The organism is Nocardia sp. NBC_01377 (assembly GCF_045040005.1).
Classification (GTDB): Bacteria; Actinomycetota; Actinomycetes; order Mycobacteriales; family Mycobacteriaceae; genus Nocardia; species Nocardia noduli.
In genome coordinates this window covers 2,388,407-2,411,848 of the sequence record NZ_CP109566.1, presented here as the reverse complement: position 1 = coordinate 2,411,848, position 23,442 = coordinate 2,388,407, and the positions used below count along the sequence as shown (strand labels likewise).

The window sequence follows — 23,442 nt, the reverse complement described above, 5'->3', positions numbered from 1 at the left end:
GGAACGCTTCTGCCGATCTTACTGTCGTCTTCTCCGATGCCACCGGCGCGCCGGTGTGCCGCGGTTGTCAACGGCATCGACGTCAGCGGGCGTGCGGTGGAAAAACGCAAGGTCGGTGCTGCGTGGATGGGCGGCACTGTCTCCTGGTCATGCAGCAGGCCCACTTCTCAAGCGGTCGACTACCCGTTTCGCTGCTCGGAGTCGAGTCGTGGCCAGTGGTCTATCGCGGACAGGGCGCCGGGGGTGTTCTGCGTCTGAACCGTCCCGACGCTCGGCAGCGGGCCGGCACCGCCGAGCTCTGTGTGCGCTTCGTTCGCGAAGGCTTCGGCGAAGTTCACGGAGGGGTTCAATCTGCGGGCTTCAGCGAGCCAGCCGCTGGCTTGGCGCACCACATCGGCACGGATCAGGGATAGCTCGGGCGGTAGCAAGAGGCTGCCGTATTCGGAAGCGACGATCAATGCGGAGCCGAGGTGCTGGAGGCAGCGAGCAGTGCCGTGATCGTCGACGAGAGCCCGGTAGCCGGTCAGTGCCCGGTGCCAGTCGCGCAGTGCTCGGCCCCGCTCGCCACGCGACCACCACAGCGCGCCGAGGATTTCGTGTGTGTGAGCACGACCGCCGAGGTCTCGGCCGGTTCGGGTCAGCGATTCGGCCAGGTTCAGGCGGTCCTCGGCGGCATCGAGGCGGCCTTGGTGCAGATGCACGATCGCGAGATTGTTCAGGGCGCACACCTGGGCCGCGATGTCGGCTCGTGGCAGCAACCACCAGGCCGCCTCGAGTCGGATCTCGCAGGCCGCCAGTTCCGTCGGGCTCGCCGACACCGTGACCAGGCGACGTAGGGCCACGTGGTGCTCCCAACGGGCCGACAGACTCGTCGAGAGTCCCCGGGGTCGATATACCGACGGCGGATCGTCGAGCCCGTCCGCACGCAGTTGGATCAGTTCTTTGTGCAACGGGAGATTTTTCAAGACCCCCATGTCGGCCATACGGGCCGCGAGCTCGAATTCTTCTGGCGACCAGAGTGTTCGGGAGTACCAGACGTCGAGCGCATCGGAGGTCCTGGCCAACTCGGTCGCCGCCGCGATCGAAATGCGTTCTGCCGAAAGTGAGTTCGCGCAACCCAGCAAGAGGGCACGCAGGTAGGGCTCTTCGGCTTCGAACCACAGGCGTGCTCCCGCGGCGGAGTCCGTGGATTCGAGGGCGATCGCCCAACGGGACGCACGGTCGGCGTAGTAGCCGACCAGCGCGGCCAGAGCCGCCTGCCACCCTGGATCGGCTTCCGCAGATCCGGTGAGTGGTGTCCGCGGAACTTTGCGTAGGCAATACCGATCCGCACCCAGATGTTCCATGATCCCCAACAGTTGGAGGTCCACCAGGAGCAGTGACGCGGTGCGGCGCTCCGGTGACGACTGCGTCGGCAACCGATCGGGCGCCTCCAGGATCGCGGTCAGCACGACTGCTGGAACGCCAACTGCGCGAGAACTTTCCGGAACGCGGCCAGCTCCGACCCGCTCCGGGACACTCCGATCCGCACCGCGCCGGGGTTGCCGAGCAGGATATTCGGAGCGCATGCCGCCGCCAGCGGCATGACCAGCCCCGCCCGCAGCACTGATCTTCGCGTCCCCATGTACCCCCAGCCGTCGCCCTGTGACGGTCGGCCCCGATTATTCCATCGATGACCCGGTACCGGCCCGCGATTCCGGAAGAGTTCGGGGCCGGTTCATGTTTGCCGGACGCAGTGATCGCCGAGCGAAAGCGTTCGGCGAGTTCACGTGCGGACCCGTAGTCGCTCGATCGGCCTGCCCCCGTCCTGCCTGATCGGAGCCTTGACGGTGAAGCCACGTCGACCACCCACTTGCGTCTACGTATATGTCTACTTATAGTTAGTACACAGATCGTACGTATACATCTACTTATACTAAGCCCACACCCGATCGATCCACACGGAATGTCCACGTCGACCCGAGGCACGAGATGGGCCACACCCCAGGCTGATTCGACTCGGATCCGAGTTGCGACAACCACGCAGGAGATGCTTGCGCGAGATACTACTCAGTGTAACTATGTACCAGTAGTCATTAATACTTAGTAGCTGGAAGGAGTGCTCATGAGCAAGCAGGAGACGGAGATGCTCAAGGGAACGCTGGAAGGGATCGTGCTGGCGATCCTGTCCGACCGCCCCGCGTACGGCTATGAGATCACCGCATGGCTGCGCGAGCAGGGCTTCTCCGATATCGCCGAGGGCACCATCTACGCCCTGCTGATCAGAGTCGAGAAGCGGGGCCTGGTGGACGTGCAGAAGGTCGCCTCGGAGAAGGGTCCTCCACGAAAGGTGTTCTCCCTCAACGCTGCTGGACGGCAATATCTCGACGAGTTCTGGAGGACCTGGAGCTTCCTCACCGAACGGCTCGAACAGCTCCGCGACAAAGGAGACAAATAACCATGGACATCTCGAAGCTCACCTCGAAAGTGATCGGTGACCTCGGCGAGAAGAAGCGGTGGCGGCAGTACAGGGCGCGCACGAAACAGCTGCCCGAGACCTACCGCACCGCGGTCGACGCGTTCGAGCGGTACCTGATGTTCGCCGGAGCGGGTGGTGGGGTCGCCATGTTCGAAGACCTCGCCGATCTGTTCGAGCAGAGCGCCGCGGACGCGACCCCGATACACGATGTGGTCGGCGAGGATCCGGTGGAATTCATCGAGACGTTCGCGCGCAACTACCGAGAAGAGTCCTGGATGAACCGGGAACGGGCACGGCTCGTCAGAGCCATCGAGCACGTCGGTGACAACGGAAAAGAAGAGCAGGGCCTTCGATGACCACACAGCACGCACCGGCGATTCACGTCCGAGGACTGAAGAAGTCCTTCGACGACCTGGATGTACTGCGCGGGGTGGACTTCGACGTCGCCCGTGGCAGCATCTTCGCACTGCTCGGCTCCAACGGGGCAGGCAAGACCACCATCGTGAAAATCCTGTCCACCCTGGCCAGGGCCGACGCGGGAATCGCCACCGTCAACGAGTTCGACGTCGCCACCCAACCGGGCAACGTACGCGAATCCATCAGCCTCACCGGACAGTTCGCCGCGGTCGACGAAATTCTCAGCGGCCGCGAGAATCTGGTGCTGATCGCGAAACTTCGCCACTTGAAGGGCGCGGACACCATCGCCGACGACCTGCTCGAACGGTTCTCGTTGACCGACGCCGACACACGGAAGGTTTCGACCTATTCCGGAGGCATGCGACGTCGCCTCGACATCGCCATGAGCCTCATCGGCAACCCACCGGTCATCTTCCTCGACGAGCCGACAACCGGGCTCGACCCCCAGGCGCGCATCGAAGTATGGCGGGCGATCAAGGAACTCGCCGAACACGGCACCACGGTACTGCTCACCACCCAATACCTCGACGAGGCCGAACAACTCGCCGACCGGATCGCGATCCTGCACCGGGGCCGGATCATCGTCAACGGCACCCTCACCGAACTCAAAGCACTCCTGCCGCCCGCGAAAATCGAATACGTCGAGAAGCAGCCCAGCCTCGAAGATGTCTTCTTCGCCCTCGTCGGCGACGAAAACGGTGTCCCCTCCCATGACCGCGGTACGGCGGCCACGAGCAAGGAACAACAATGACCACCTACTTCTTCGCCGACACCGGCCTGCTGCTCGGACGATCCCTGCGCCACATCACCCGTAGCGTCGACACCATCATCACGACCACGATCCTGCCGATCGCGTTCATGCTGTTGTTCGTCTACGTCTTCGGTGGCGCGATCGACTCGGGATCGGACTCCTACGTGCAATACCTGCTGCCCGGCATATTGCTCATCACTATCGCCTCGGGCATCTCCTACACCGCGTTCCGGCTCTTCCTCGACATGAAGAGTGGCATCTTCGAACGATTCCAGTCCATGCCGATCGCGCGGTCCTCGGTGCTGTGGGCACACGTGTTGACCTCGCTGGTCGCCAATCTGATCTCGCTCGTGGTCGTCGTGTTGGTCGCCCTGGTCATGGGCTTCCGCTCCGGTGCGGGAATACTCGCCTGGCTCGTGGTTCTGGGCATCCTGCTCCTGTTCACCCTCGCATTGACCTGGGTGGCGGTCATCCCGGGACTGACCGCCAAGACCGTGGACGGGGCAAGCGCATTCTCCTACCCGCTGATCTTCCTGCCTTTCATCAGTTCGGCCTTCGTCCCGACCGACACCATGCCCGGTCCGCTGCGTGCCTTCGCCGAAAACCAGCCGGTCACCTCCATCATCAACGCCATCCGCGACCTGTTCACCCAGCAACCCGTCGGCACCGACATCTGGATCGCATTGGCCTGGTGTGTCGGCATCCTCGTCCTCGCCTACCTCTTCGCCATGGCCACCTACCGCCGCAAGATCTCCTGAAACCTCCGTTCGGGTCGAGTCCCGACTCAGGGCGGCAGACGTCGTACGATCAGACACCGAAGACGTGCTCGCGACCGGGAACCTGCGGTCGCGAGCACGTTCCGGTGTTCGCGGAGGGCTTGTCGCGCCGCACAGGCTCCCGACGTCGCTCTCCGCCGTCACATGGGTAGTCAGTGGCCGATGTCGCGGCGCAGCAGGTCGTCGATGGTTTCGCGGCGCAGCAGTTCGCGGCATCGACCACCGCCGACCGCGATGATCGGTGGCCTGCCGACGCTGTTGTAGGTGGACGCCAGGCTGTGGTGGTAGGCGCCGGTGCACGGGACTGCCAGAACCTCGCCCGGGCGCAGGTCGACCGGAAGGCGTACGTCGGCGGCGACGATGTCACCCGCTTCGCAGAACCGGCCCGCGACCGTCGCGGTCATCTGAGCACAATCCGGGTGCCGATTCGCCACGACCACGCTGTAGCGCGCACCGTAGAGGGCCACGCGCGCGTTGTCGCCCATACCGCCGTCCACGGTGACATACGTCCGGCCGCCCTCGACATGTTTCACCGACAGCACGCGATACAGGGTCACACCGGCGCGGGCCACGATCGCTCGGCCCGGCTCGAGTGCGATCCTCGGGCGCGGAAACCGATGACGGGCGCACGCGGAGTCGAGCGCGTCGTCGATGACATCGGCGAGTTCGGCGAGATTCATCTCCGCGTCCCCGCCCCGGTAGGCGACCGCGTGTCCACCGCCCAGATCGAGTTCGGTCAGGATGACGTCGTGCTCGCGCCGCACCATCGCCATCTCGGCGATCATCCGCCGCACCGCCTCGCCGTAGTGGTCGGGATCGTGGATCTGCGAGCCGAGATGGCAGTGGAAGCCGATCAGATCCAGTTCGGGCCTGCGCAGCACCCGCTCGACAGCCTCGGTGGCGGCGTCGCTTGCGATCGGGAACCCGAATTTCTGATCCGTGACACCGGTTCTCACCGCGGGATGCCCGTGCACGTCGATTCCGGGCGACAGGCGGATCAGCACCTTCTGCGTACCGTTCACCATGGCCGAGAGCATGGTGATCTCGGCGAGCGAGTCGAGCACGATCCGCCCGACGCCCGCCCGTACCGCAACCTCGAGTTCGTCGAAGGACTTTCCGTTGCCGTGCAGCACGATCCGTCCCGGCTCGATTCCCGCGGCGAGCGCGATGGCCAGTTCGCCCGCCGAGCACACCTCGACCGAAAGTCCTTCCTGACCGACCCATTTCGCGACGGCACGGATCATCATGGCCTTACCCGCGTAGATGATCTCGGCGTCGGGGAACACCCTGCGGTAGGCGCGGCAGCGTTGTCTGACCTCGTCTTCGTCGATGACATAGGTCGGTGTCGCGTACTGATCGGCGATATCGGCCAGCGCGACCCCGCCCACGGTGACGCGGCCCGCGTCGTCGTAGTGCGTCTCACGCGGCCACACCGCCGAGTCCAGGCGCGAGGGCATTCCCGACCGCAGCGACGGGAAGATTTCGAGCAACGTCACGGTGTCTCCTGATAGCGTCCCCACTGTTCGTCAGGCGGGGTCGATATCAGGCATACGCCGGGTGGTACAGGCCGGGACGGTCGCTGACACATCCCTGACCGGTACGGATCCGTTCTTGACGGAATATTGGCGTCGTGGCGCACGCATTCGTTCAGCGTCACGCGGAGTCCGTTCGTTCGATGCGAGTCCACACGCAGGTCCGGACCAGCCATCCGAGTGCGGGCGGTCAGTTCGCCGACAATGCCTCGCGCAGAACCGTGTCGAAGCCGATGGTCTCGCGGCCGATCAACGTCGCCAATGTCGGGTCGGCGGCGGCGAATTCACCGGCTCGACCGGCGGCGAAGATGTCCACCATCATGTCGGCCTGCTCGGCCGGGACGCCGTAGCTCACCATCTGCTGACGGAACTCCTCGTCGGAGACGGTCACGCGTCGGATGGTTCGGCCTGTGAGCTCACCGGCGATCGCGGCGATCTCCTCGAAGTCGATGGCCCGCGCGGCTGTCAGCGGCGGTGTGGGGCCGTCGAATCGGCCTTCGTCGGCGAGGATGGCGGCGGCCGCGGCGGCGAGGTCTGCGTGTGCGGTCCAGCTCACCGCGCCGTCGGCGGGGAGCACGAGTTGTCCGGTCTCGGCGGCCTGTCCGAAGAACCGCATCGCGCTGTCGGCGTAGAACCCGTTGCGCAGCGAGGTGAACGGCACGCCGCAGGTCCGCAGCATGTGTTCGTCGGCGGCGTGATCGCGGCAGGCTTCGAAGCGCGAGGCCGGGGCGGCACCCATATGGCTGGTGTAGAGGATGCGGTGTGTGCCTGCCGCGACGGCACCGTCGATGGCGGCCCGGTGCTGCCGCATGGCTTCTGCGCCGAGCCTGTCGACCGAGACGATGAGCACTTGCGTGGCGCCTTCGAAAGCGTGGGCCAGGCTGTCGGGGTCGGCGAAGTTCCCCTGTCGCACCCGCACGCCGCGGTCGGCCAGATCCTGGGCTTTACGTACGTCGCGGACGCTGATGCCCACCTGGTCGGCCGGTACCCGCGTCAGCAGGTTCTCGACAATTCGACGGCCGAGTAGCCCGGTGGCTCCGGTCACGATGATCATGCAGCCCTCGCTTGATTCCATTGGAAACGAATTTTCGATAACAACGATACCACCGATGGAAACAGTCAGGCGTTATCGTTGATTCATGAGATCGCCCACGCCGAGAGGCAAGCCCACGACCGCCGTCGAACCCGACGGCGTCGCTTCGGGGCGCGAACAGCATCGGCAGCGCGTCATCGAAGCTGCCGCCGAGCTGTTGGAACGCGGGGGTCGTGACGCGGTGACCACCCGTGCGGTGGCAGAAGCGGCGGGGTTGCAACCACCGGCGATCTACCGGCTCTTCGGCGACAAGGACGGGTTACTGGAAGCGGTGGCGCAGTTCGGTTTCGCGAAGTTCGTCGCGAGCAAAAAGGTCGATCCCGACCCGGCCGACCCCATCGACGACCTGCGGGCCGGTTGGGACCTGGCGGTGGAGTTCGGACTGTCCAACCCCGCGCTCTACACCCTCATGTACAGCGAACCCGCCGGACGCGAGTCGTCCGCGTTCCGGGCCGGATTGGAGATCCTGCGCGGACGGGTCCGCCGGCTCGCCGCGGGTGGCTGGTTACGTGTCGACGAGCAACTCGCGGCCGGGATCATTCACGCCACCGGTCGGGGCGCGGTCCTCACGTGGTTGTCCCTGCCGGAGCCCGAGCGGATTCCGGCTCTGCTCACGGCTCTGCGCGAGGCCATGGTCACGGCCGTCACCAACGAGCGCCCGGCCGTGCGGGACACCGGACCGGCGGGCGCGGCCCGCGCCCTGCGCGCCACCCTCCCCGAGGAAACGACACTCACCGGCGCCGAGCAGCAACTTCTCCGGGAGTGGCTGGACCGGCTCGCAGCCGACCACGTCACATAGCCCCACATCGCACCGGCCAACCGACCTCCCCCGACGGCGCCATCTCGCCGGACCACAAGACACCCGAAATGATCCGAGCGGCAACATATCCCGACGGCCGGTGACGGCGGAGCTCAGGATTCATCGATTTCGAGCGCCCCTGCCGGGCACGCCGCCACGGCCTCACGCACCGCCGCGTGATCGCGTTCCGCTCGCGCGGCGAGCACACGCACCCTGCCGTCGTCCTCGTCCTGATCGAAGACCTCCGGCGCGATGAGCGCGCACATGCCCGCCCCGATACAGCGGTCCCGATTCGCGGCGATACGCATCGGTGTCAACTCCTCGTCCAGGTGACCGGCAGTTCGTGGACGCCGTAGATATTCATGTCGGTCCTGAGCTTGACCTGGTCGGCGGGGATGGCGAGTTCGAGGGTCGGGAAGCGGGCCTAACGATCCACAACCCGAACACTTTAACCGTCGAAGGGCTAGCGATCCCGATCGTCCCTGTAGGTGCCCGGCAGGTGTCCACCCGGCGGCTAGCTGACGGATAGCAGCCGAAGCTGGATGTCGAACGCCGTGCCCCGGACTGCGGTCCGGGGGCACGGCGTGTGTTCGCAGTCCGTAGCCTTGGAACATGGACCTTGGGGAACGGCTCCAAGCCGTTCGGAAGCGGCGCGGACTGACACAGCGAGAGCTTGCTGAGTCCTCGGGTGTGTCCCTTTCCCTGATTCGCAAGATCGAGCAGGGCGAACGCGATGACACCCGCGTGGACACCTTGCGCCGGTTCGCTGTCGCGCTCGGTTGCCCGGTAACGGCCCTACTTGGTCCCGGCCCCTATTCAACGCCGTCCAGTGAGAACGGCGGAGGCGAACTCTGGACGCCGACTCACGACGCCCTGGCGTCGATGCTGGACGCCCCAGCCGCCGAGCCGGTAGCAGTGCGCAGCATGGAAGCGGCGCTGGCGCACGCCACGAAGCTGTACCACGACAACGAATACGAACGCCTGGCCCGCATCCTGCCACGACTCATTCGTGACGCCGGTTCATCCCCGCCTCTATTGCGTTCGCGCACATTGCAATTGGTCGGATCGCTGATGGTTCAGACCCGCCAGCCGGAGCCAGCGCGGATCGCGCTGAACCAGTCCCTGACCGACGCCGAATCGACCGGCAACGTCCTGGATGCAGCGTCGGCCGTGATCACGCTGTGCTGGTTATTGATCGTGGAACGGCAATTCGAGACGGTACGCACTCTCGTCTCCGAGTGGGCCGACCGGGTGGAACCTCGGCTGTCCCAGGCGACGACGCGCGAACTGTCGACATGGGGGTGGTTGTTGCTTCGCGGGTCGGCGGCGGCGGTGCGCGACAACCGGCCCGACGAAGCAGACGAGATGATGAGACTGGCTGCCGCAGGGGCCGTGGCGCTTCGGCCCGAATCTGGCCCCTATCACCAGTATTGGACGACATTCGACCCGGCCACTGTGGCTATGAAGCGGGTCGAGAACGCCGTGGTGGACGACCGGCCCGACGTCGCGCTACGCCTGGCTCGCGATATCCCCCAGGACCAGCGCCCGACGTCGGACAACCGGAACCGGCACCTGATCGACGTGGCGTCGGCTCACGTCGCCCTACGTCGGTATGACGCCGCTTTCGACGTACTGGCGGGCCTGTCACGTGATGCGCGGCCGTGGCTGGTCGAACAGCGCTCGGTCCGTGATCTGCTGGGCCTTATCATCTCCAAGCGCCGCACGCTCACCCTGGAAATGCGCGAACTGGCCGACTTGGTACAGCTCGAATACTAACGGCCACAGCCGGTATCGGTTGTGGCACTTCCCCGGCCCCGCCCGGAAAGTGCCATTGTCGGCAGCCGGTTCCCGCTGTGACGCTGGGAACCGGCACCCCCGCCGGGTTTATCCCCATTCGGCCCCGGCGCGGGGTTGCCTTCCAAGCAATCGAACCGCGTAGGGGTGTGAAGATGGTGGGGTTTTCCTGGCTCAATCCAGAAACGGACGGTAGCGGCGCCTCATCGCCCGCTGTCGCGGAGCGAACGGTCGCCGGGGCGCGGGCCGCACTTCGCATAGGGTCGGAGCGAACGACGCAGGATGACGATTACACCCACCTCGCGTGCCTGCGCGGCAACCCGGACGACGAACGGTTGATAGGTTCGGCGGCCAGCCTCAAGCAGGAAGAGCCGCCACCGCCGACGTGGGGCGACGAGGCGCGCAGGTGGTTGGACTGGTACACCCGCCACGTCCCCACGGCCGAAGAGTTTGCGCAACTGCTGGGCCGTCTGACCTCGGAAGGGTTGTTGACCAGCATCGAATCCGCCTCCTACGTCAGGAGGTCGCCCGCGGATTCGGTCGCCGAGCTCACCGCCCGTGTCCACGCTATCGATGACATCGCCCACGCCCAGCAGCAATCGGACCGCTCGTGAGCGTCGATACTCCGAGTACACGCTGTGAGTACTACCGGCGTGTCTGTCACCTACCCGCGCACGTCGATCCCACCACCGGATGTATCAGAGTCCGCGCCGGACTTGTCTGGGCGGTCCAGCTACCCGCCGAACTCGCGCAGATAGTGAAGATGGATCTCGATCGCTGCCAGCACGGAGGCGGGCCGGTCATCTCTCACCCTCGCCAAGCGCAGTGGACATTCCTTACCCGTTCCGACATCCCTGCCCGGATCGCCGTCCGTGACCTGCCACTATGGCGCGACCAGGTCAAGATCCTCCGCGACGGTGCGGACATCATGTTGCCCTCGCCATCGGATCGAGGACCTTTCTACCGGGCATGGATCACTCCCGCACACAGCGCGTTCCGGCCCTCCGGGTTGGCGGTACTCGACTCCATACGGGTATGCCTGACCGCCCGTGAACGCACCGACACCAACGCCCATACTCGCCTCTACGCCTGACACCCCCCGGCAGACTCCCGCACCCCGACCGCTCGGTGACACCGCGCCGCTCACCGACCCATTGTCAATGGCGTGCGGGCAGGAGAACCCCGGGGCTGGCAAACCCGCATTCCGGTGTCGTCGCAGTGCCCGCGCAGGCACCGGAGACCACCCCGGGGTTCCCACCCTCAATACTCGAAGTAAGGAGCGAACACTATTGCCTAGCAACGCAATCGGATTGATCAATCTGGAGCACAGCCCCGCCGATCCTGCCGCCCACCTACTCATCACCACGTTGGTGCGCCACCACGGATTCACCCTCACCCACACTCTCACCGTCGACGCCCACACCTACATGCCCACCGCGTTGATCGTGGCAACCGCTCACAAGCACCACGCGGCCATCATCGTGGCCCCCACCCTCGCCCACTTCGGCCCCAGCCCCAAAGCCCTCGCCCTGACCTGCACCCTGATCGTCCCCACCCTCACCATCCCCGCCGCAGGCAGCTGGAACCCCCACCACTGACAACGCCTCCGCGCCGGAATTCCCCGTCCGCAGCGGCACTGCCCCTACGCTGTGCATCGCGTACACGACCGGACAGGACGGAGCACCAGATGACCGACGAACAACTCGACCTGGGATTCGAGGTCGAACAGACCGCGTGGGGCAAATGGGTCGACCCCGACCGCCACGCCGCACAAGTCCAAAAGTTCATGGAACACACAGGGCTGCAACAGCTTCCATTGCAACCCTGGCCCGAGGACTCGCCGGAGGTGAAACGACTGGATCCTGTCATCGCCGAACTGTTCCCCGATCTGGCGACCGCGATGGCACCCGAGAACGCCGACATCGCAGACGCGTTCATCTGCTTCATGGGCGAATGCTTCATCCGATATGCCGGAGCCGAATGGATCGAATTCGAATGGTTCGGCCGCGAGAAGTCTTTTTACGACCACGTGAACCCGGCTCTGCGTTTCGATACCGACGACGAGGACGAGGAGACCGTTTGGGGTTTGATGCGAAGCATGATCGACTACCACCCCGAAGTATATGACGGCATGTTCTCCAAAATGGCCGCGATATTTCGAGAGTATGCCACCTATCACGAGGACAAGCGCCGAGAGGACGCTTCCATGTGATATAAGCCTCCAGATTTGCAACGGGGGGAATTCTTGCCGGATGGATACGACAGAGACCGCGACAAATTCGACAGCAACCAGCGGGGAAGGATTTTCGAGAACGGAACCGCGCGCTTCTTTCGCGACAGCGAAAACGGCTACGCTCAAGAATCCAGCACATACAGGTCAGATATCGGAAAGATCAAGTTCGACAAAGTAAAGCAACGCGACGGCCTCACCTACACCATCGAAGAAAAGTCGGGAAGGATCGAGGGACAAAAGGACCGGAGGCAACTGGAAGTCGTCAGAGAACTAATCGAGTCCGGTAAAGTTCACAAACACATCCTGCGCTCCGTCGAAGGTGAGTCGATATCGCCTGATATTCGAGAATTGGTCATCGGTCTAGTGGGCCGTATTTGAAGTTCTTCGGCGGTCAGCCTTCGCCAGGATCTGCTCGGCGGTCTTGGTCCAGACGAAGGGCTTCGCTCGCGGGTTCCAGCCGTTGATGAACTCGCGGATCTTGGTAGTCAGCTCGCGGACGTTGCGGAAGGTCCCGCGGTGGATGGCTTGGCGTTCGATGATGCCGAACCAGACTTCGACCAGGTTCATCCACGACGCCGAGGTCGGGGTGAAATGCACTCGGATACGCGGGTTCTCGGCGAGCCAGGCCCGGACCTCAGCCTTCTTGTGGGCGGCGTAGTTGTCCATCACCAGGTGCAGCTCACCGGCCGGATAGGCGCGGGCCACGTGACGCAGGAAAGCAAGAAACTCCTGGTGGCGGTGCCTGGGTTTACACACCCCGGTGACCTTGCCTGTAGCGATCTCCAGCGCCGCGAACAGGGTCGTGGTGCCGTTGCGGACGTAGTCGTGGGTTTGCCGTTGCGGGATCCCGATCTGCATCGGCAACGTCGGCGCAGTCCGGTCCAGGGCTTGGATCTGGGATTTCTCGTCGACGCAGAGCACGATCGCGTTCTCTGGCGGGTTCATGTAGAGCCCGACGATGTCGGTGACCTTGCCGGCGAGTTCTGGATCGGTGGAGAACTTGAACGTCTCGGCTCGCCACGGTTGGACCCCGTACTCGCTCCACACCTTCGACACGGTCCCGTGCGCGATACCCAGATGGTCGGCCAGAAGACGCGAACTCCAGTGCGTGACACCGTATTTGCGCGGAGGTGGGGTCAACGTGGTGGTGATCAGTTTGTCCCGGTCCAGAGTCCGTGGCCGTCCTGACCGGTGCTCGTCGTGCAACCCGTCGATCCCATGGGTCTGGTAGCGGGACCGCCAGTTGATCACGGTCTGGCGCGAGATATCGAACCGGCGAGCGATCTCGGCATGGGCCACACCATCGGCGGCCAGAGTGATGATCCGGGCTCGTAGGACGAGTCCGGACTTCATCGTCGTCGACCGGATCCAGGCTTGCAGGATCTCTCGGTCACCATCACGCAACACCAGCGGGGCAGCTCGCACCAGCCGATTCAACCAGATCGAGTACTGCCCAACAACTTCGAAATCGACCCACTAGCCCGCGATTTCCCCGACCGGTTCACCCACCACGTGATCTCCCGCGCCGACGCCCGCGAAATCTGGGCACAGGGACTGCAATCGGAGCGCGGGCAGCAACTCGAGCTACCCCAGGTTCGACAGCTCGCACGCGAACACAAGACCCAGCAGCAGGCCCGCACCAACGCCCCCGAACGTGGACCCGAGACCGGCCGTGACACCAGAGCCCACGTCAACGAACCACGCGCCCCGGAACGAGCACCGGAAACTGTTAGTACACAGTCTATTCCGAGTGTCGAGCGGGAACGTGTCGAACAACTGCGCACGCTGGCAATGGCCGCAGCGCTCGAACGCGGCAGAGACCTCGACACCGCCCGCCAGGCCGTTCGCGACGCCATCACCGCCCAGGCACTCGAAGTCGCTGCCTCCCGCGCGCAGGGCCGCGAACTCGACCCCGAACAGTTACGCGAGGCCCACACCGCGTTGAGCGCGGGACTCGAACAGATCCGCGAACGCGAACGCCAGAACACACGCAACATGTTGACCGCCGCAGGAACCAGCCCCGAACAGATCGCAAGTCTTGCCCCCATCCTCGAGCACAACCGCGAGGCCCGCCGCGAGGAAACCGTCCGCCAACTCGACAACATCGGCAAAGAAGTCCAACGCCACGAATGGATACAAGAACTCACCCCCCACAACGAACGCGCCCAGCAACGCGGACTCGAGCACGTGCGAGAAGTCCAAGCCAAAGCCGCCGTCCGCACCCCCGAACACGACGCACGCGTCCAATCCGCCGAACGCGAAGCCCGGCAACTGATGATCGACCCCGACCAGGCAGCCCAACTCGACCTCGAGAAATACCGGGCCGTCCGATACGGACGTTCACTCGGATACGACCACGAAGCCAGAGCGCACGTCTACCAACGCGCTGGTAGGCCACCGGTCGAGGTCGAGCACGACGCCCGCGAAAGGGATCTGGCGATCCTGACCAACAACGTTCTACGAGGACTCACCGTCGAACAGATCACCGTCGCACGCCTCGCCGAACTCGGGCACGCGTTCCCCGTCGAGGAAGCCGCCCGAGCACGATCCATCGAACCCCCGTCGGAAATCCTTGCCAGGGACCACGAACGCGGCCAGGAACGCGGCCTCTACCGCGACCGATGAACCCGCGTCCGATCGCCTCGACGCCCGCCAGCCCTCTGGCAACAGGGTCAGGGAAATCGGCGGGACACGCTCGAAGGACCGGGTGTCGGCCATCACGGCGCGGATCGCGTCGTAGCCGGTGACGAGCCAGCCCTGGTGACCGTCGGGAAACAGCAGGGAGCTGACCGGGTACGCCTCGCGCAGTCGGGTGATCGCGCTGGGCGGGTCGAAGGGGCCCGCGTCGCGGTCCATGGGCAGGCTCTGCGGGACGGGAACCGTTCGGCTCATCGTATTTTCCTTTCGTGGCGGTTGTGGTGGCAACACTCGCCGACGGCGCTGACACGGGACTGTCAGCGTGCTGACACCGACCGAGTCCGGTGGCCGCGACGTGTGCGCCCCGGTCAGCGGCGCAGGCCCGTTGATCGCCCGTGGCAAGATCGGCCGAGTGCAGATCGGGATTCTTGGACCATTCGAGGTACGCACGGACGACGGCGCTCTCGCCGACGTGCCGGGCGCGCGGCTGCGAGGGCTGTTGGTCGCCCTCGCGCTCGAACCGGGTCACGCGGTCCCGAGAACGACGCTGATCGACTGGATCTGGGGTGAGAGCCCGCCCGCCGAGGCGGCGAACGCCCTGCACCGTCTGGTGTCCCGGCTGCGTAAGGTGCTCCCGGAGGGTTCGGTGGAGGGTCGGACCGACGGCTATCGACTGCGGGTGGAGCCGGACGCGGTCGACGCCGTGCGGTTCGAACGCCTTGTCGCCCAAGTCCGCACCGCCGAAGGCACCCACGGGGTAGGACGGCTGCGCGAGGCGCTCGCGCTCTGGCGCGGGGCAGCGATGCAGGATGTCGGTCTCCAGGACAGTGCGGCGTTCGACGCGGTCGTCACCCGCCTCGAGGGGCTGCGGTTGACGGCGATGGAGGATCGGTTCGACATCGAGATCGGCCTCGGTCACGGCGGAGATCTGGTCACCGAACTGACCGACGTGGTGGCGGCGAATCCGGTGCGGGAACGGCTGGTCGCCGCGTTGATGCGCGCTCTCGTCGCGACCGGACGCGATACCGACGCGCTGCTGGTCTACGAGCGCACGCGCGAAACCCTGTCCGAGGAGCTGGGTGTCGACCCGGCGCCGGAGCTCGCCGCACTGCACCTCGCGCTGCTGCGAGGTGAGCTGGGACGGCGTGAGGAGAACCGCGAGACCAACCTACGGGCCGAGCTGACCAGTTTCGTCGGCAAGGACGCCGATATCGCCGCGGTCCGCGAACTCGTCGCCGAACATCGGCTCACCACCCTGATCGGGCCGGGCGGATCGGGAAAGACCAGACTGTCCACCGAAACCGCCCGCACGCTGGTCGGTGACCTGCCCGACGGGGTCTGGCTGGTCGAACTGGCGGCCCTGGGCCCCGGCGGTGACGTAGCCCAGGCGACGCTGGCCGCGCTCAAACTGCGCGACGCGCTGCTCGGCGAGGCGCCGGACGCGGAGCCGACCGATCGGGTGATCGCCGCGCTGCGAGAGCGGACGATGGTGCTGATCCTGGACAATTGCGAGCACGTCATCGAGTCGGCGGCGACGTTCGCCCATCGGGTGCTCGGCGAGTGCAGGCGGCTGCGGATCCTCGCGACGAGCCGGGAACCGCTCGGCATCACCGGCGAGGCACTGTGGCCGGTCGCACCGTTGGTCCTGCCCGCGGACGGCGCCGACCTCGCCGAGATCGAAGCCGCTCCGGCCATCCGGCTGCTCCTCGACCGTGCTCGCGCGGTGCGCAAGGACCTCACGACCGATGCCGACACCCTGTCGATGCTGGCGCGGGTCTGCCGGGCACTGGACGGGATGCCGCTGGCGATCGAACTCGCCGCGGCCAGGTTGCGCACGATGTCCCTCGACCAGCTCGCCCACCGGCTCGACGACCGGTTCCGCCTGCTCACCGGCGGCAGTCGGGCCGCGCTGCCACGGCACCGCACATTGCGCGCGGTGGTCGACTGGAGCTGGGAGCTGCTGTCCGACGCCGAACGGACGGTACTGCGCAGACTTTCGGTCTTCGCGGGTGGCGCGAGTCTGGAAGCCGCCGAGTCGGTCTGCGCGGACGACGGCGTCGACTCCGCCGACGTGCTCGAGTTGCTGACCGCGTTGACCGAGAAGTCACTGGTGCTCACCGAAGGTGATCGGGCACCGCGCTACCGGATGCTCGGCACCATCAAGGAGTACGCCGAACAGCGACTGGCGGAGGCGGCGGAATCGGACCGGACGCGCCGCGCGCATCTGGCGTATTTCACCGAACTCGCCGAGATCGCGGAACCACGACTACGCCGCGCCGAGCAGCTGGAATGGCTCGCGACACTCGAGGCCGAGCACGACAATATCGCCACCGCCATGCGCGGTGCGCTCGCGGCGGGCGAGGCGGACGGCGCCATGCGGCTCGCCGCCGCCGCGGGCTGGTACTGGTGGCTCGGCGGACACAAGGCCGAAGGCAACGAGCTGATCATGGCGGCGGTCGACCTGCCCGGCGATGTCGCCGACGAGATCCGGGCCGTGGTGTACGGGCTCGTCGTGCAGTTCGTGGCCTCCGGTCGGGAGAGTGACCAGTACCGGGCACAGGACTGGATTCGCAAGGCCCACGAACTCAGCCAGCGGGTCGAGAGTCGCCATCCGGCACCGAGATTCGCCGTCCCACTCGAACGCATGTTGCACGGGCCCGACGCGTTCGTGCCCGCGTGGGAGTCGATGCTGGGCGACGAGGATCCCTGGGTGCGGGCGGTCGCGCGGCTGCAACTGGGCAAGGTGCGGATCGAACTCGGCCACGGCAGCCGCGACGCCGACGCCTGTCTCGAGACGGCGTTGGCCGAATTCCGCGCGATCGGCGACCGGTGGGGTATTTCGTTCGCCCTCACCGAGCTGGCGAATCGGATCGCCGTGCGGGGCGACTTCGCCGGTGCGTGCGCGTACTACGAACAAGCGGTCGCGGTCGTCACCGAAGTCGGGGCCATCGAGGATGTCGTGGTCATCCGGTCGCGGCAGGCCCAATTATATTGGCTGACAGGCGATGTGAAGGCGAGCGCGGCGGCGATGGCCGAGGCGCAGCGTCACGCCGAACGCGTCGCATGGCCGACCGTGCTGGCCGAACTCGCGCTGGCGAAGGCCGAACTCGCGCGCTGGAGCGGTCACGCCGAGCAGGCACGCGGACAACTCGATATCGCCACCGCGATGCTCGGCGACGACGCCGAGCGGGCGATCATCCGCGCGGTGACCCGGGATCTGCTCGGCTACCTCGCCGAGGATCTCGACGCCGCCCGCGCACACCGGGTCGCGGCCTTCCAGGCGGCGTCCGAGGCGGGCCACGCACCGCTGATCGCTCAGATACTGGTCGGGATCGCCGATCTGGCGCTGCGCGAACAGCACCACGAGCAGGCCGCACGACTGCTCGTGGCCGCCGCGGGTGTGCGCGGGCTGGCGGATCGTTCGCAACCGGATCTGGCCAGAATCGAACAGCAGACGCGAGATCGCCTCGGTGAAACACGGTTCACCGAGGCGACTGCCGAAGGAGCACGGGCGAGCTGGCACGACCTGGCCGCGGTCACGCTCGCTTCGTGAATGTGGAACGCGCCCAGAAGTATCCGACGATCGCGATACCCAGGCACCAGGCGATGGCGGTGATCGCGTCGCCGGTGTCGGGCGCGCCGTCCAGCAATCCGCGCAGGGTTTCGATGATCGGCGTGAAGGGCTGGTATTCCGCGAACTGCCGCAGGCCGGGCCCCATCTTGTCGGCCGGGACGATCGCGCTGCTGAAGAACGGCAACATGACCAGCGGCACGGAGGCGAGTCCCGCCGTCTCCGGCGATTTCGCCGCCAAACCCAAAGCGACCGTGAGCCATCCGGTCGCGAAACCGAGCAGCACGACCAGGCCGACGACGCCGAGCCAGTCGAGTACACTCGCCGAGGGACCGAACCCCAGGAGGAAGGCCACTCCGAGGAGGGCTGCGATGGCGACGATGTTGGTCAGCACGCTGGCGACGACATGGCCGGTCAACACCGCGCCGCGCGAGACGTCCATGACCTTGAACCGGTTGATGATGCCGGTCGTCATATCGGAGTTCACCGCCGTGGCCGTGGCTCCGAGCCCGTAGCAGACGGCCAACAGGATCAATCCCGGTGTCGCGTAGTCGATGTAGTCGACGCCGACGTCGAACGCGTCGCCGAACATGTACACGAACATCAGCATGATGATGATCGGCATGAGGACCGCGTTGAACACCGACGTCGGGTTCCTGGCGATATGGGTGAAGTTGCGGCGCAACATGACGATCGAAGGGGATTTGGCGTTCATTTCGCGACTACCTCCGCGGCTTTGCCCGTCAGGGCGAGGAAGACGTCATCGAGGTCGGGTGTGTGCACGGAGAACTCTTCGGCGGCGAGTCCGTATTCGTCGAGCCGGTCCAGCAGCGCGCGCAGCGATGCGGTCCCGCCGTCGCTGGGAATCCGCAGGGTCAGTACCTCGTCGTCCCGCGTGGCGCCGGGGAACAGTCGCGCGGCACCGTCGAGCCGGGAGGTGTCGGTGAACCGGAGCCGGACATGGGTTCCCGGGATCTGTCGTTTGAGTTCGGCCGGGGTGCCCTGGGCGACCAGGCGGCCCTGGTCGAGTACCGCGATCCGGTCGGCGAGCTGATCGGCTTCCTCGAGGTATTGGGTGGTGAGGAAGATGGTGACGCCGCCGGCGACCAGGTCACCGACGATCGACCACATGGTGCGCCTGCTGCGCGGGTCGAGTCCCGTCGTCGGCTCGTCCAGGAAGACGATCCGCGGGTTCCCGACGAGTGTCATCGCCAGGTCGAGTTTGCGGCGCATACCCCCGGAATAGGTCGACGTAGGTTTGGTCGCCGCCTCTGTCAGGTCGAAACGTTCCAGCAGCTCGGTGACGGTCTGCTTGCCCACCTTGGTGGAAAGCCCGTGGAGGTCAACCATCAATCGCAGGTTCTCCTGCCCCGTCAACAGTTCGTCCACGGCCGCGAACTGACCGGTGACTCCGATCGCCGCGCGCACCGCCCTCGCCTCGGTGGCGATGTCGTGGCCCGCGACGCGTAACGACCCGCCGTCTGCCTTCGTCAAGGTGCTCAACACGTTCACCGTAGTCGTCTTCCCCGCGCCGTTCGGACCCAGCAGGGAGAAGATCGTGCCCTCGGGAACAGCCAGATCGATGCCGTCGAGCACGACCTTGTCCCCGTATTTCTTCCGCAGTCCGGAAACCGCGATCGCTGAATCACTCATGACACAAACCATCGGCGCACGCCCTGACACCGGCCTGTCACAGCGCTGACCGGGTGACATACCGGCTCGGATGTCGTGTCAGACCGCTGTCAGGGTCGTGACAGGGCCGGCGCCGAAAGTAGTTGCCATGACGAAGAACAACACGTCCTCCAGCGACTCGGGATGGACCGGCATGGTCCAGGTCGACGACACCGCCCTGGCGGTCACCGACACCGGCGGTCCCGGTATCCCCGTCGTCTACCTCAACGGCCAGTTCGCCACCCAGGGATACTGGCGCAAAGTCATCGCCGACCTCGGCCCCGATTTCCGCCACATCACCTTCGACGAGCGGGCCCGCGGCAAATCGCGCACATCCGCCGACTACTCCTTCGCCACCTGCCTGCGCGACATCGACACCGTCCTCGCCGCCCGGGGAGTGGAACGACCGCTGTTGGTCGGCTGGTCCTACGGGGCGTACCTCGCCGCCCACTGGACCAGCCGCAATCCCGATCGCACCCGTGGCGCGGTCCTGGTCGACGGCGCGTTCCCCTACGACTGGCTCGACGACGCCATGGAGAAACGCATCCGCACACTGTTCCGCAGGATGGGCTGGTTCCTTCCGCTACTGCGCCCCACCGGCCTGACCCCGCATGACCGCCGCGCAACAGGCCGACAGCAATATCGAGATCGGCGTCATCTCCCGCGAACGCGAACTCGGCCCCGTCCTGAACAACATCACCGTCCCGACCCGCTACGTGGTCGCTTCGGGCACCTCGTTCGGTAGCCGCGGCGACGAACAGGAGAAGATCCGCACCAGCCTCGACGCCGTCACCGCCCGCAACCCCCACATCCGCGTCAGCGCCAAGGTCGCCAGCAACCACGGCGCACTGCTGCGCAAGGACTTCCGCGCCATCACCGACGCCGTCCGCGAAACCGTCACCGCCGGGGCCCCGCAGGACGCGCAGCACCGATAACCGCTCACCTCCCCACCGTCCGAACATCTTCCAGCACCACCGATTACAAGGAGCACCCACCATGTCCATCACCCTCACCGACCAGGACAAGACCACCCTGCGTACCGCCGCCTACGGCGCCGTCTCCCTGCTCGCCGCCGCAGGTGCGAAACCGCACAGGATCGCCACCAACGGCACCGTCGCCCTGACCTCGGCGACCGGACCGATCGGGCACGTGCTCGCCGAGAAGTCGGGCAGGATCGAACTCGGTGGCAAGACCGTGGCCGAACTCGCCGACCACGTACTGCCCGCCCTCACCGCGGCCATGAACCTGCTCCGCGAACAGGCCCCCGCCGAAGCCGACAACTTCCGCAGCACCGTCCTCGTCGCCATCGAAGCCGCCGCAGTCCATCAGACCCAACCCAGCCCGACCATGACCGAGATGACCCGCAAGATCACCGCGGCCCTCGAAGCCGCGTGATCGAACGGGCCCACCGTACGACCACAGCCGTGTCACGGGTTCCGGACCCGTGACACGGCTTGTGGTGGGTCGGGCCCGACTTGCTCGCGCCCCGGAAGACAGGGGATTCAGGACGGCGGCGTGAATTGGCTCGCTGTGAATGTCGCGCCCTGCGGGTCACGGATGAAGGCGTCCCCGGTCCATTCGCTGTCGCTGGTAGCGAGCACGGTTCCGCCCAGTCGGTCTGCGGCGGCGGCGGTTTCGTCGCGGTCGGCCACGGTGAACGCGACATGCCAATGCGGCGTCTGGTCGGGTGGGAGCGGCACCACCCAGCCGATCGCGTCGGCGAAGCCCGGCGGCACCATGTCGCCGGTTTGGCGTTCGTAGATATTCGGATCGACGGTCGCTGCCAGATGATCTCCGTACCCGGGGCGACGGATCATCGTCGAGAAGCCGAGATCATCGATGGACCAGCCGAAAACCTCGGTGTAGAAGGCATGCGACGCGGCTGTGTCGGCCGTGTGGAGGTTGCTGAAATTCCACGCGCCGGGAGTGTTGGTGATCTGCGCTCCCAGCCGACGTGCGGCCTGCCACAGTCGAAACTCGACGCCGACCGGATCCACGCACACGACGGAAATTCCACCCTCACCCGCCGGAGTCGGCGGCACGCGGATACTCCCACCGGCGTCCACCACGCGCCCGGCAACCGCCTGCGCGTCGTCGACGGCGACATAGGTGTTCCACGTCGCCGGGGCAGGCCGTTCTGCCCCCGGATCAGCCGGACCTCCGATCCCGGCGACGTCCTTGCCATCCAACTGTGCGATGACATATCGCCACGGCGCCGTCGGCGGGGTCGCGTCGGCGAAGGTCCAGCCGAACAGTCCGCCGTAGAACCCTTTCACGACCTCGACATCGCCGCAGTCCACATCGATCCACGACGTCACACCCGCGGGATAGGTCCGCGCCTCAACCATCTGTGACTCCCTTCGGTCTCGGCTCACGACCCTAGACCCGGGCACCGACACGGTAGGCCGATCCACGCCGTGGGCTACGTGCGATCACCCGGCCAGGCCGTGGTCGCGCAGGATTTCCTCGAGCGCGAGTTTGTCGTGGCTCCCGCCCTCGGGCAGACGCTTCAGAACGAGCATGCACGGCATCCCGAACTCTCCTCCGGGAAATTTCTTGATCCTGGTCGAGCCGACACACACCGACCAGGCGGGGGCCTCGCCGCGCGGCAACTCGTCGCCGGTCTCGGCGTCGAAGACTCGTGTCGATCTGGTCAGGATCACTCCGGCACCGAGTTTGGCGCCGGTGCGGACACGGGCGCTCTCGACGACCATCGACCGCGAGCCGATGAACGCGTCGTCCTCGATGATCACCGGGGCGGCATTGGGTGGTTCCAGCACTCCCCCGATGCCCGCGCCGCCTGCCAGGTGGACATTGCGCCCGATCTGCGCGCCGGACCCGACGGTCGCCCACGTATCGACCATCGAGCCTGCCGCCACATACCCGCCGACATTGACGAACGACGGCATCAGCACCACCCCCGGAGCCAGATAGCTGCCCCATCGGGCGATCGCGCCCGGCACCACCCGCACGCCGTCGAACCGCTGCTTCAACGGCATCCGGTCCCGATACCTGAACTCGCCGACACTGGCCTCGACAATGTCGAATACCTTGAACGACAACAGGATCGCCCGCTTGGCGCGCACGTCGACGAGCACGTCGTCGGTATCGGGGTCGACCTGCGCGACACGGGCTTCTCCTCGATCCAACAGCTCGAGCGCCGCGACGACGGTGGCGTGGGCGTCCTGATCGGCCGGGCCGAGTTGTACGCGGCGCTCCCACAAGCGGTCGATGTCGGTCGGCAGGGGGCTGTTCACCAAGGTCATGACCGCAGCTTATCGATCCGGAGACCCCGGCACGCGCTTCCACCGGCGGGCCGGCTCCTCCCACCCTGAGCTGCTTCACCACACGATTGCGTCCAAATATCCGACGCCACAACGTATTCGTTCCATCTTTCGCGAGACGGTGCCACCGATGCAACCGGACGCTACCGTCGGTCGGTGATGAACCGATCGAGCGAATCCGCGGTACGACCGTGGCCACCACTTCGCCCGGGTGACACCGTTCGCCTCGTTTCCCCCGCCGGCTTCCCCGAAGAACCCGGCGCGATCGACGCGCTGCCGGAACACTGCACGGGGCGTCGCGGTGCCTCTGGGACCGTTCGAAATGCCGCTACCGACTCGGCCGGTAGGGTACCGGGCTCGCACGCACCCCAACGACCCCGGAGAACATTTTCCTGAGAATCCCCTCGCGGACCGGTCGAAACGGAA

General features: G+C 66.0%; 26 protein-coding genes and 1 pseudogene. 16 read left to right on the top strand and 11 right to left on the bottom strand.

Annotated elements, in window-relative coordinates; all coding sequences use genetic code 11:
- Positions 1-179: 179 nt before the first annotated feature.
- Together OG225_RS10885 and OG225_RS10880 are read right to left on the bottom strand one after the other, a co-directional pair.
- On the bottom strand, positions 180-1,451 hold the full coding sequence (locus OG225_RS10885) for a hypothetical protein (RefSeq protein WP_405181553.1): 1,272 nt from the start codon (positions 1,449-1,451) through the stop codon (positions 180-182).
- Positions 1,445-1,624: a hypothetical protein gene (locus tag OG225_RS10880; RefSeq protein WP_405181552.1), complete on the bottom strand. Its 180-nt coding sequence runs from the start codon at positions 1,622-1,624 to the stop codon at positions 1,445-1,447. Before OG225_RS10880 ends, OG225_RS10885 begins: the two co-directional genes overlap by 7 nt.
- A 480-nt stretch (positions 1,625-2,104) precedes the next feature.
- Between OG225_RS10880 and OG225_RS10875 the strand changes: the two genes are divergently transcribed.
- The 4 genes from OG225_RS10875 to OG225_RS10860 are packed head-to-tail and all read left to right on the top strand — an operon-like array spanning position 2,105 to position 4,384.
- Positions 2,105-2,437 carry a PadR family transcriptional regulator gene (locus OG225_RS10875; RefSeq protein WP_405181551.1) on the top strand — a complete coding sequence of 111 codons (333 nt, stop codon included), beginning with the start codon at positions 2,105-2,107 and terminating at the stop codon, positions 2,435-2,437.
- A 2-nt stretch (positions 2,438-2,439) separates the two neighbouring features.
- On the top strand, positions 2,440-2,814 hold the full coding sequence (locus OG225_RS10870; protein WP_405181550.1) for a DUF1048 domain-containing protein: 375 nt from the start codon (positions 2,440-2,442) through the stop codon (positions 2,812-2,814).
- Entirely contained in the window at positions 2,811-3,626 is an 816-nt protein-coding gene (locus OG225_RS10865) for an ABC transporter ATP-binding protein (RefSeq protein WP_405181549.1), read from the top strand. The genes OG225_RS10870 and OG225_RS10865 overlap by 4 nt, the downstream gene beginning before the upstream one ends.
- Positions 3,623-4,384 carry an ABC transporter permease gene (locus OG225_RS10860; protein WP_405181548.1) on the top strand — a complete coding sequence of 254 codons (762 nt, stop codon included), beginning with the start codon at positions 3,623-3,625 and terminating at the stop codon, positions 4,382-4,384. Before OG225_RS10865 ends, OG225_RS10860 begins: the two co-directional genes overlap by 4 nt.
- Before the next feature lie 170 nt (positions 4,385-4,554).
- On the opposite strand, the gene lysA is transcribed toward OG225_RS10860, so the two are convergent.
- On the bottom strand, positions 4,555-5,898 hold the full coding sequence (gene lysA, locus OG225_RS10855) for a diaminopimelate decarboxylase (protein ID WP_405181547.1): 1,344 nt from the start codon (positions 5,896-5,898) through the stop codon (positions 4,555-4,557).
- A 226-nt stretch (positions 5,899-6,124) separates the two neighbouring features.
- On the bottom strand, positions 6,125-6,988 hold the full coding sequence (locus OG225_RS10850; RefSeq protein WP_405181546.1) for an SDR family oxidoreductase: 864 nt from the start codon (positions 6,986-6,988) through the stop codon (positions 6,125-6,127).
- Positions 6,989-7,073: 85 nt separating this feature from the next.
- Between OG225_RS10850 and OG225_RS10845 the strand changes: the two genes are divergently transcribed.
- Entirely contained in the window at positions 7,074-7,826 is a 753-nt protein-coding gene (locus tag OG225_RS10845; RefSeq protein ID WP_405181545.1) for a TetR/AcrR family transcriptional regulator, read from the top strand.
- 113 nt (positions 7,827-7,939) lie between these two features.
- On the opposite strand, the gene OG225_RS10840 is transcribed toward OG225_RS10845, so the two are convergent.
- Complete coding sequence (locus tag OG225_RS10840) at positions 7,940-8,134, bottom strand: ferredoxin (protein ID WP_405181544.1); 195 nt, start codon at positions 8,132-8,134, stop codon at positions 7,940-7,942.
- A gap of 304 nt (positions 8,135-8,438) precedes the next feature.
- On the opposite strand from OG225_RS10840, the gene OG225_RS10835 reads away from it, so the two are divergent.
- The 6 genes from OG225_RS10835 (at position 8,439) to OG225_RS10810 (ending at position 12,231) form a co-directional block, all read left to right on the top strand.
- Positions 8,439-9,602, top strand: a complete 1,164-nt coding sequence (locus OG225_RS10835; protein ID WP_405181543.1) for a helix-turn-helix domain-containing protein — start codon at positions 8,439-8,441, stop codon at positions 9,600-9,602.
- Positions 9,603-9,775: 173 nt separating this feature from the next.
- Positions 9,776-10,234 carry a hypothetical protein gene (locus tag OG225_RS10830; RefSeq protein ID WP_405181542.1) on the top strand — a complete coding sequence of 153 codons (459 nt, stop codon included), beginning with the start codon at positions 9,776-9,778 and terminating at the stop codon, positions 10,232-10,234.
- On the top strand, positions 10,231-10,713 hold the full coding sequence (locus OG225_RS10825) for a DNA-directed RNA polymerase subunit beta (RefSeq protein WP_405181541.1): 483 nt from the start codon (positions 10,231-10,233) through the stop codon (positions 10,711-10,713). The genes OG225_RS10830 and OG225_RS10825 overlap by 4 nt, the downstream gene beginning before the upstream one ends.
- A 196-nt stretch (positions 10,714-10,909) precedes the next feature.
- Positions 10,910-11,218 (top strand): hypothetical protein, encoded by a 309-nt coding sequence (locus tag OG225_RS10820; protein ID WP_405181540.1) that lies wholly within the window; start codon positions 10,910-10,912, stop codon positions 11,216-11,218.
- An 89-nt stretch (positions 11,219-11,307) separates the two neighbouring features.
- Positions 11,308-11,832, top strand: a complete 525-nt coding sequence (locus tag OG225_RS10815) for a hypothetical protein (RefSeq protein ID WP_405181539.1) — start codon at positions 11,308-11,310, stop codon at positions 11,830-11,832.
- Between the two features lie 33 nt (positions 11,833-11,865).
- Positions 11,866-12,231, top strand: a complete 366-nt coding sequence (locus OG225_RS10810; protein WP_405181538.1) for a hypothetical protein — start codon at positions 11,866-11,868, stop codon at positions 12,229-12,231.
- On the opposite strand, the gene OG225_RS10805 is transcribed toward OG225_RS10810, so the two are convergent.
- Positions 12,214-13,278 (bottom strand): IS630 family transposase, encoded by a 1,065-nt coding sequence (locus tag OG225_RS10805; protein ID WP_405180616.1) that lies wholly within the window; start codon positions 13,276-13,278, stop codon positions 12,214-12,216. The two genes, OG225_RS10810 and OG225_RS10805, sit on opposite strands and share 18 nt — an antisense overlap.
- Here OG225_RS10805 and OG225_RS10800 point away from each other — a divergent pair.
- A complete protein-coding gene (locus OG225_RS10800) occupies positions 13,228-14,478 on the top strand; it encodes a hypothetical protein (RefSeq protein WP_405181537.1) in 1,251 nt (416 codons plus the stop codon). The genes OG225_RS10805 and OG225_RS10800 overlap by 51 nt on opposite strands.
- A 66-nt stretch (positions 14,479-14,544) precedes the next feature.
- Here OG225_RS10800 and OG225_RS10795 read toward each other — a convergent pair.
- Positions 14,545-14,745 (bottom strand): annotated as a pseudogene (locus tag OG225_RS10795) (cytochrome P450); the annotation flags it as partial.
- A gap of 67 nt (positions 14,746-14,812) precedes the next feature.
- On the opposite strand from OG225_RS10795, the gene OG225_RS10790 reads away from it, so the two are divergent.
- Positions 14,813-18,043 (top strand): BTAD domain-containing putative transcriptional regulator, encoded by a 3,231-nt coding sequence (locus OG225_RS10790; protein WP_405181536.1) that lies wholly within the window; start codon positions 14,813-14,815, stop codon positions 18,041-18,043.
- On the opposite strand, the gene OG225_RS10785 is transcribed toward OG225_RS10790, so the two are convergent.
- Positions 18,027-18,776: an ABC transporter permease gene (locus OG225_RS10785; RefSeq protein WP_254189075.1), complete on the bottom strand. Its 750-nt coding sequence runs from the start codon at positions 18,774-18,776 to the stop codon at positions 18,027-18,029. The two genes, OG225_RS10790 and OG225_RS10785, sit on opposite strands and share 17 nt — an antisense overlap.
- A complete protein-coding gene (locus OG225_RS10780; RefSeq protein WP_405181535.1) occupies positions 18,773-19,726 on the bottom strand; it encodes an ATP-binding cassette domain-containing protein in 954 nt (317 codons plus the stop codon). The genes OG225_RS10785 and OG225_RS10780 overlap by 4 nt, the downstream gene beginning before the upstream one ends.
- Before the next feature lie 115 nt (positions 19,727-19,841).
- Between OG225_RS10780 and OG225_RS10775 the strand changes: the two genes are divergently transcribed.
- The 3 genes from OG225_RS10775 to OG225_RS10765 all read left to right on the top strand — a co-directional run bounded on the left by OG225_RS10775 (position 19,842) and on the right by OG225_RS10765 (position 21,127).
- Positions 19,842-20,477, top strand: a complete 636-nt coding sequence (locus tag OG225_RS10775; RefSeq protein ID WP_405181534.1) for an alpha/beta fold hydrolase — start codon at positions 19,842-19,844, stop codon at positions 20,475-20,477.
- The gene (locus tag OG225_RS10770) at positions 20,449-20,667 is read left to right on the top strand and encodes a hypothetical protein (protein ID WP_405181533.1); all 219 of its coding nucleotides are present in this window, start codon (positions 20,449-20,451) and stop codon (positions 20,665-20,667) included. Before OG225_RS10775 ends, OG225_RS10770 begins: the two co-directional genes overlap by 29 nt.
- 61 nt (positions 20,668-20,728) lie before the next feature.
- A complete protein-coding gene (locus OG225_RS10765) occupies positions 20,729-21,127 on the top strand; it encodes a hypothetical protein (RefSeq protein ID WP_405181532.1) in 399 nt (132 codons plus the stop codon).
- Between the two features lie 107 nt (positions 21,128-21,234).
- Here the strand turns inward: OG225_RS10765 and OG225_RS10760 are convergent, their stop codons facing one another.
- Both OG225_RS10760 and OG225_RS10755 read right to left on the bottom strand, forming a co-directional pair.
- The gene (locus tag OG225_RS10760) at positions 21,235-22,080 is read right to left on the bottom strand and encodes a VOC family protein (RefSeq protein ID WP_405181531.1); all 846 of its coding nucleotides are present in this window, start codon (positions 22,078-22,080) and stop codon (positions 21,235-21,237) included.
- 84 nt (positions 22,081-22,164) lie between these two features.
- On the bottom strand, positions 22,165-22,998 hold the full coding sequence (locus OG225_RS10755) for a 2,3,4,5-tetrahydropyridine-2,6-dicarboxylate N-succinyltransferase (protein WP_405181530.1): 834 nt from the start codon (positions 22,996-22,998) through the stop codon (positions 22,165-22,167).
- Between the last annotated feature and the right edge of the window lie 444 nt (positions 22,999-23,442).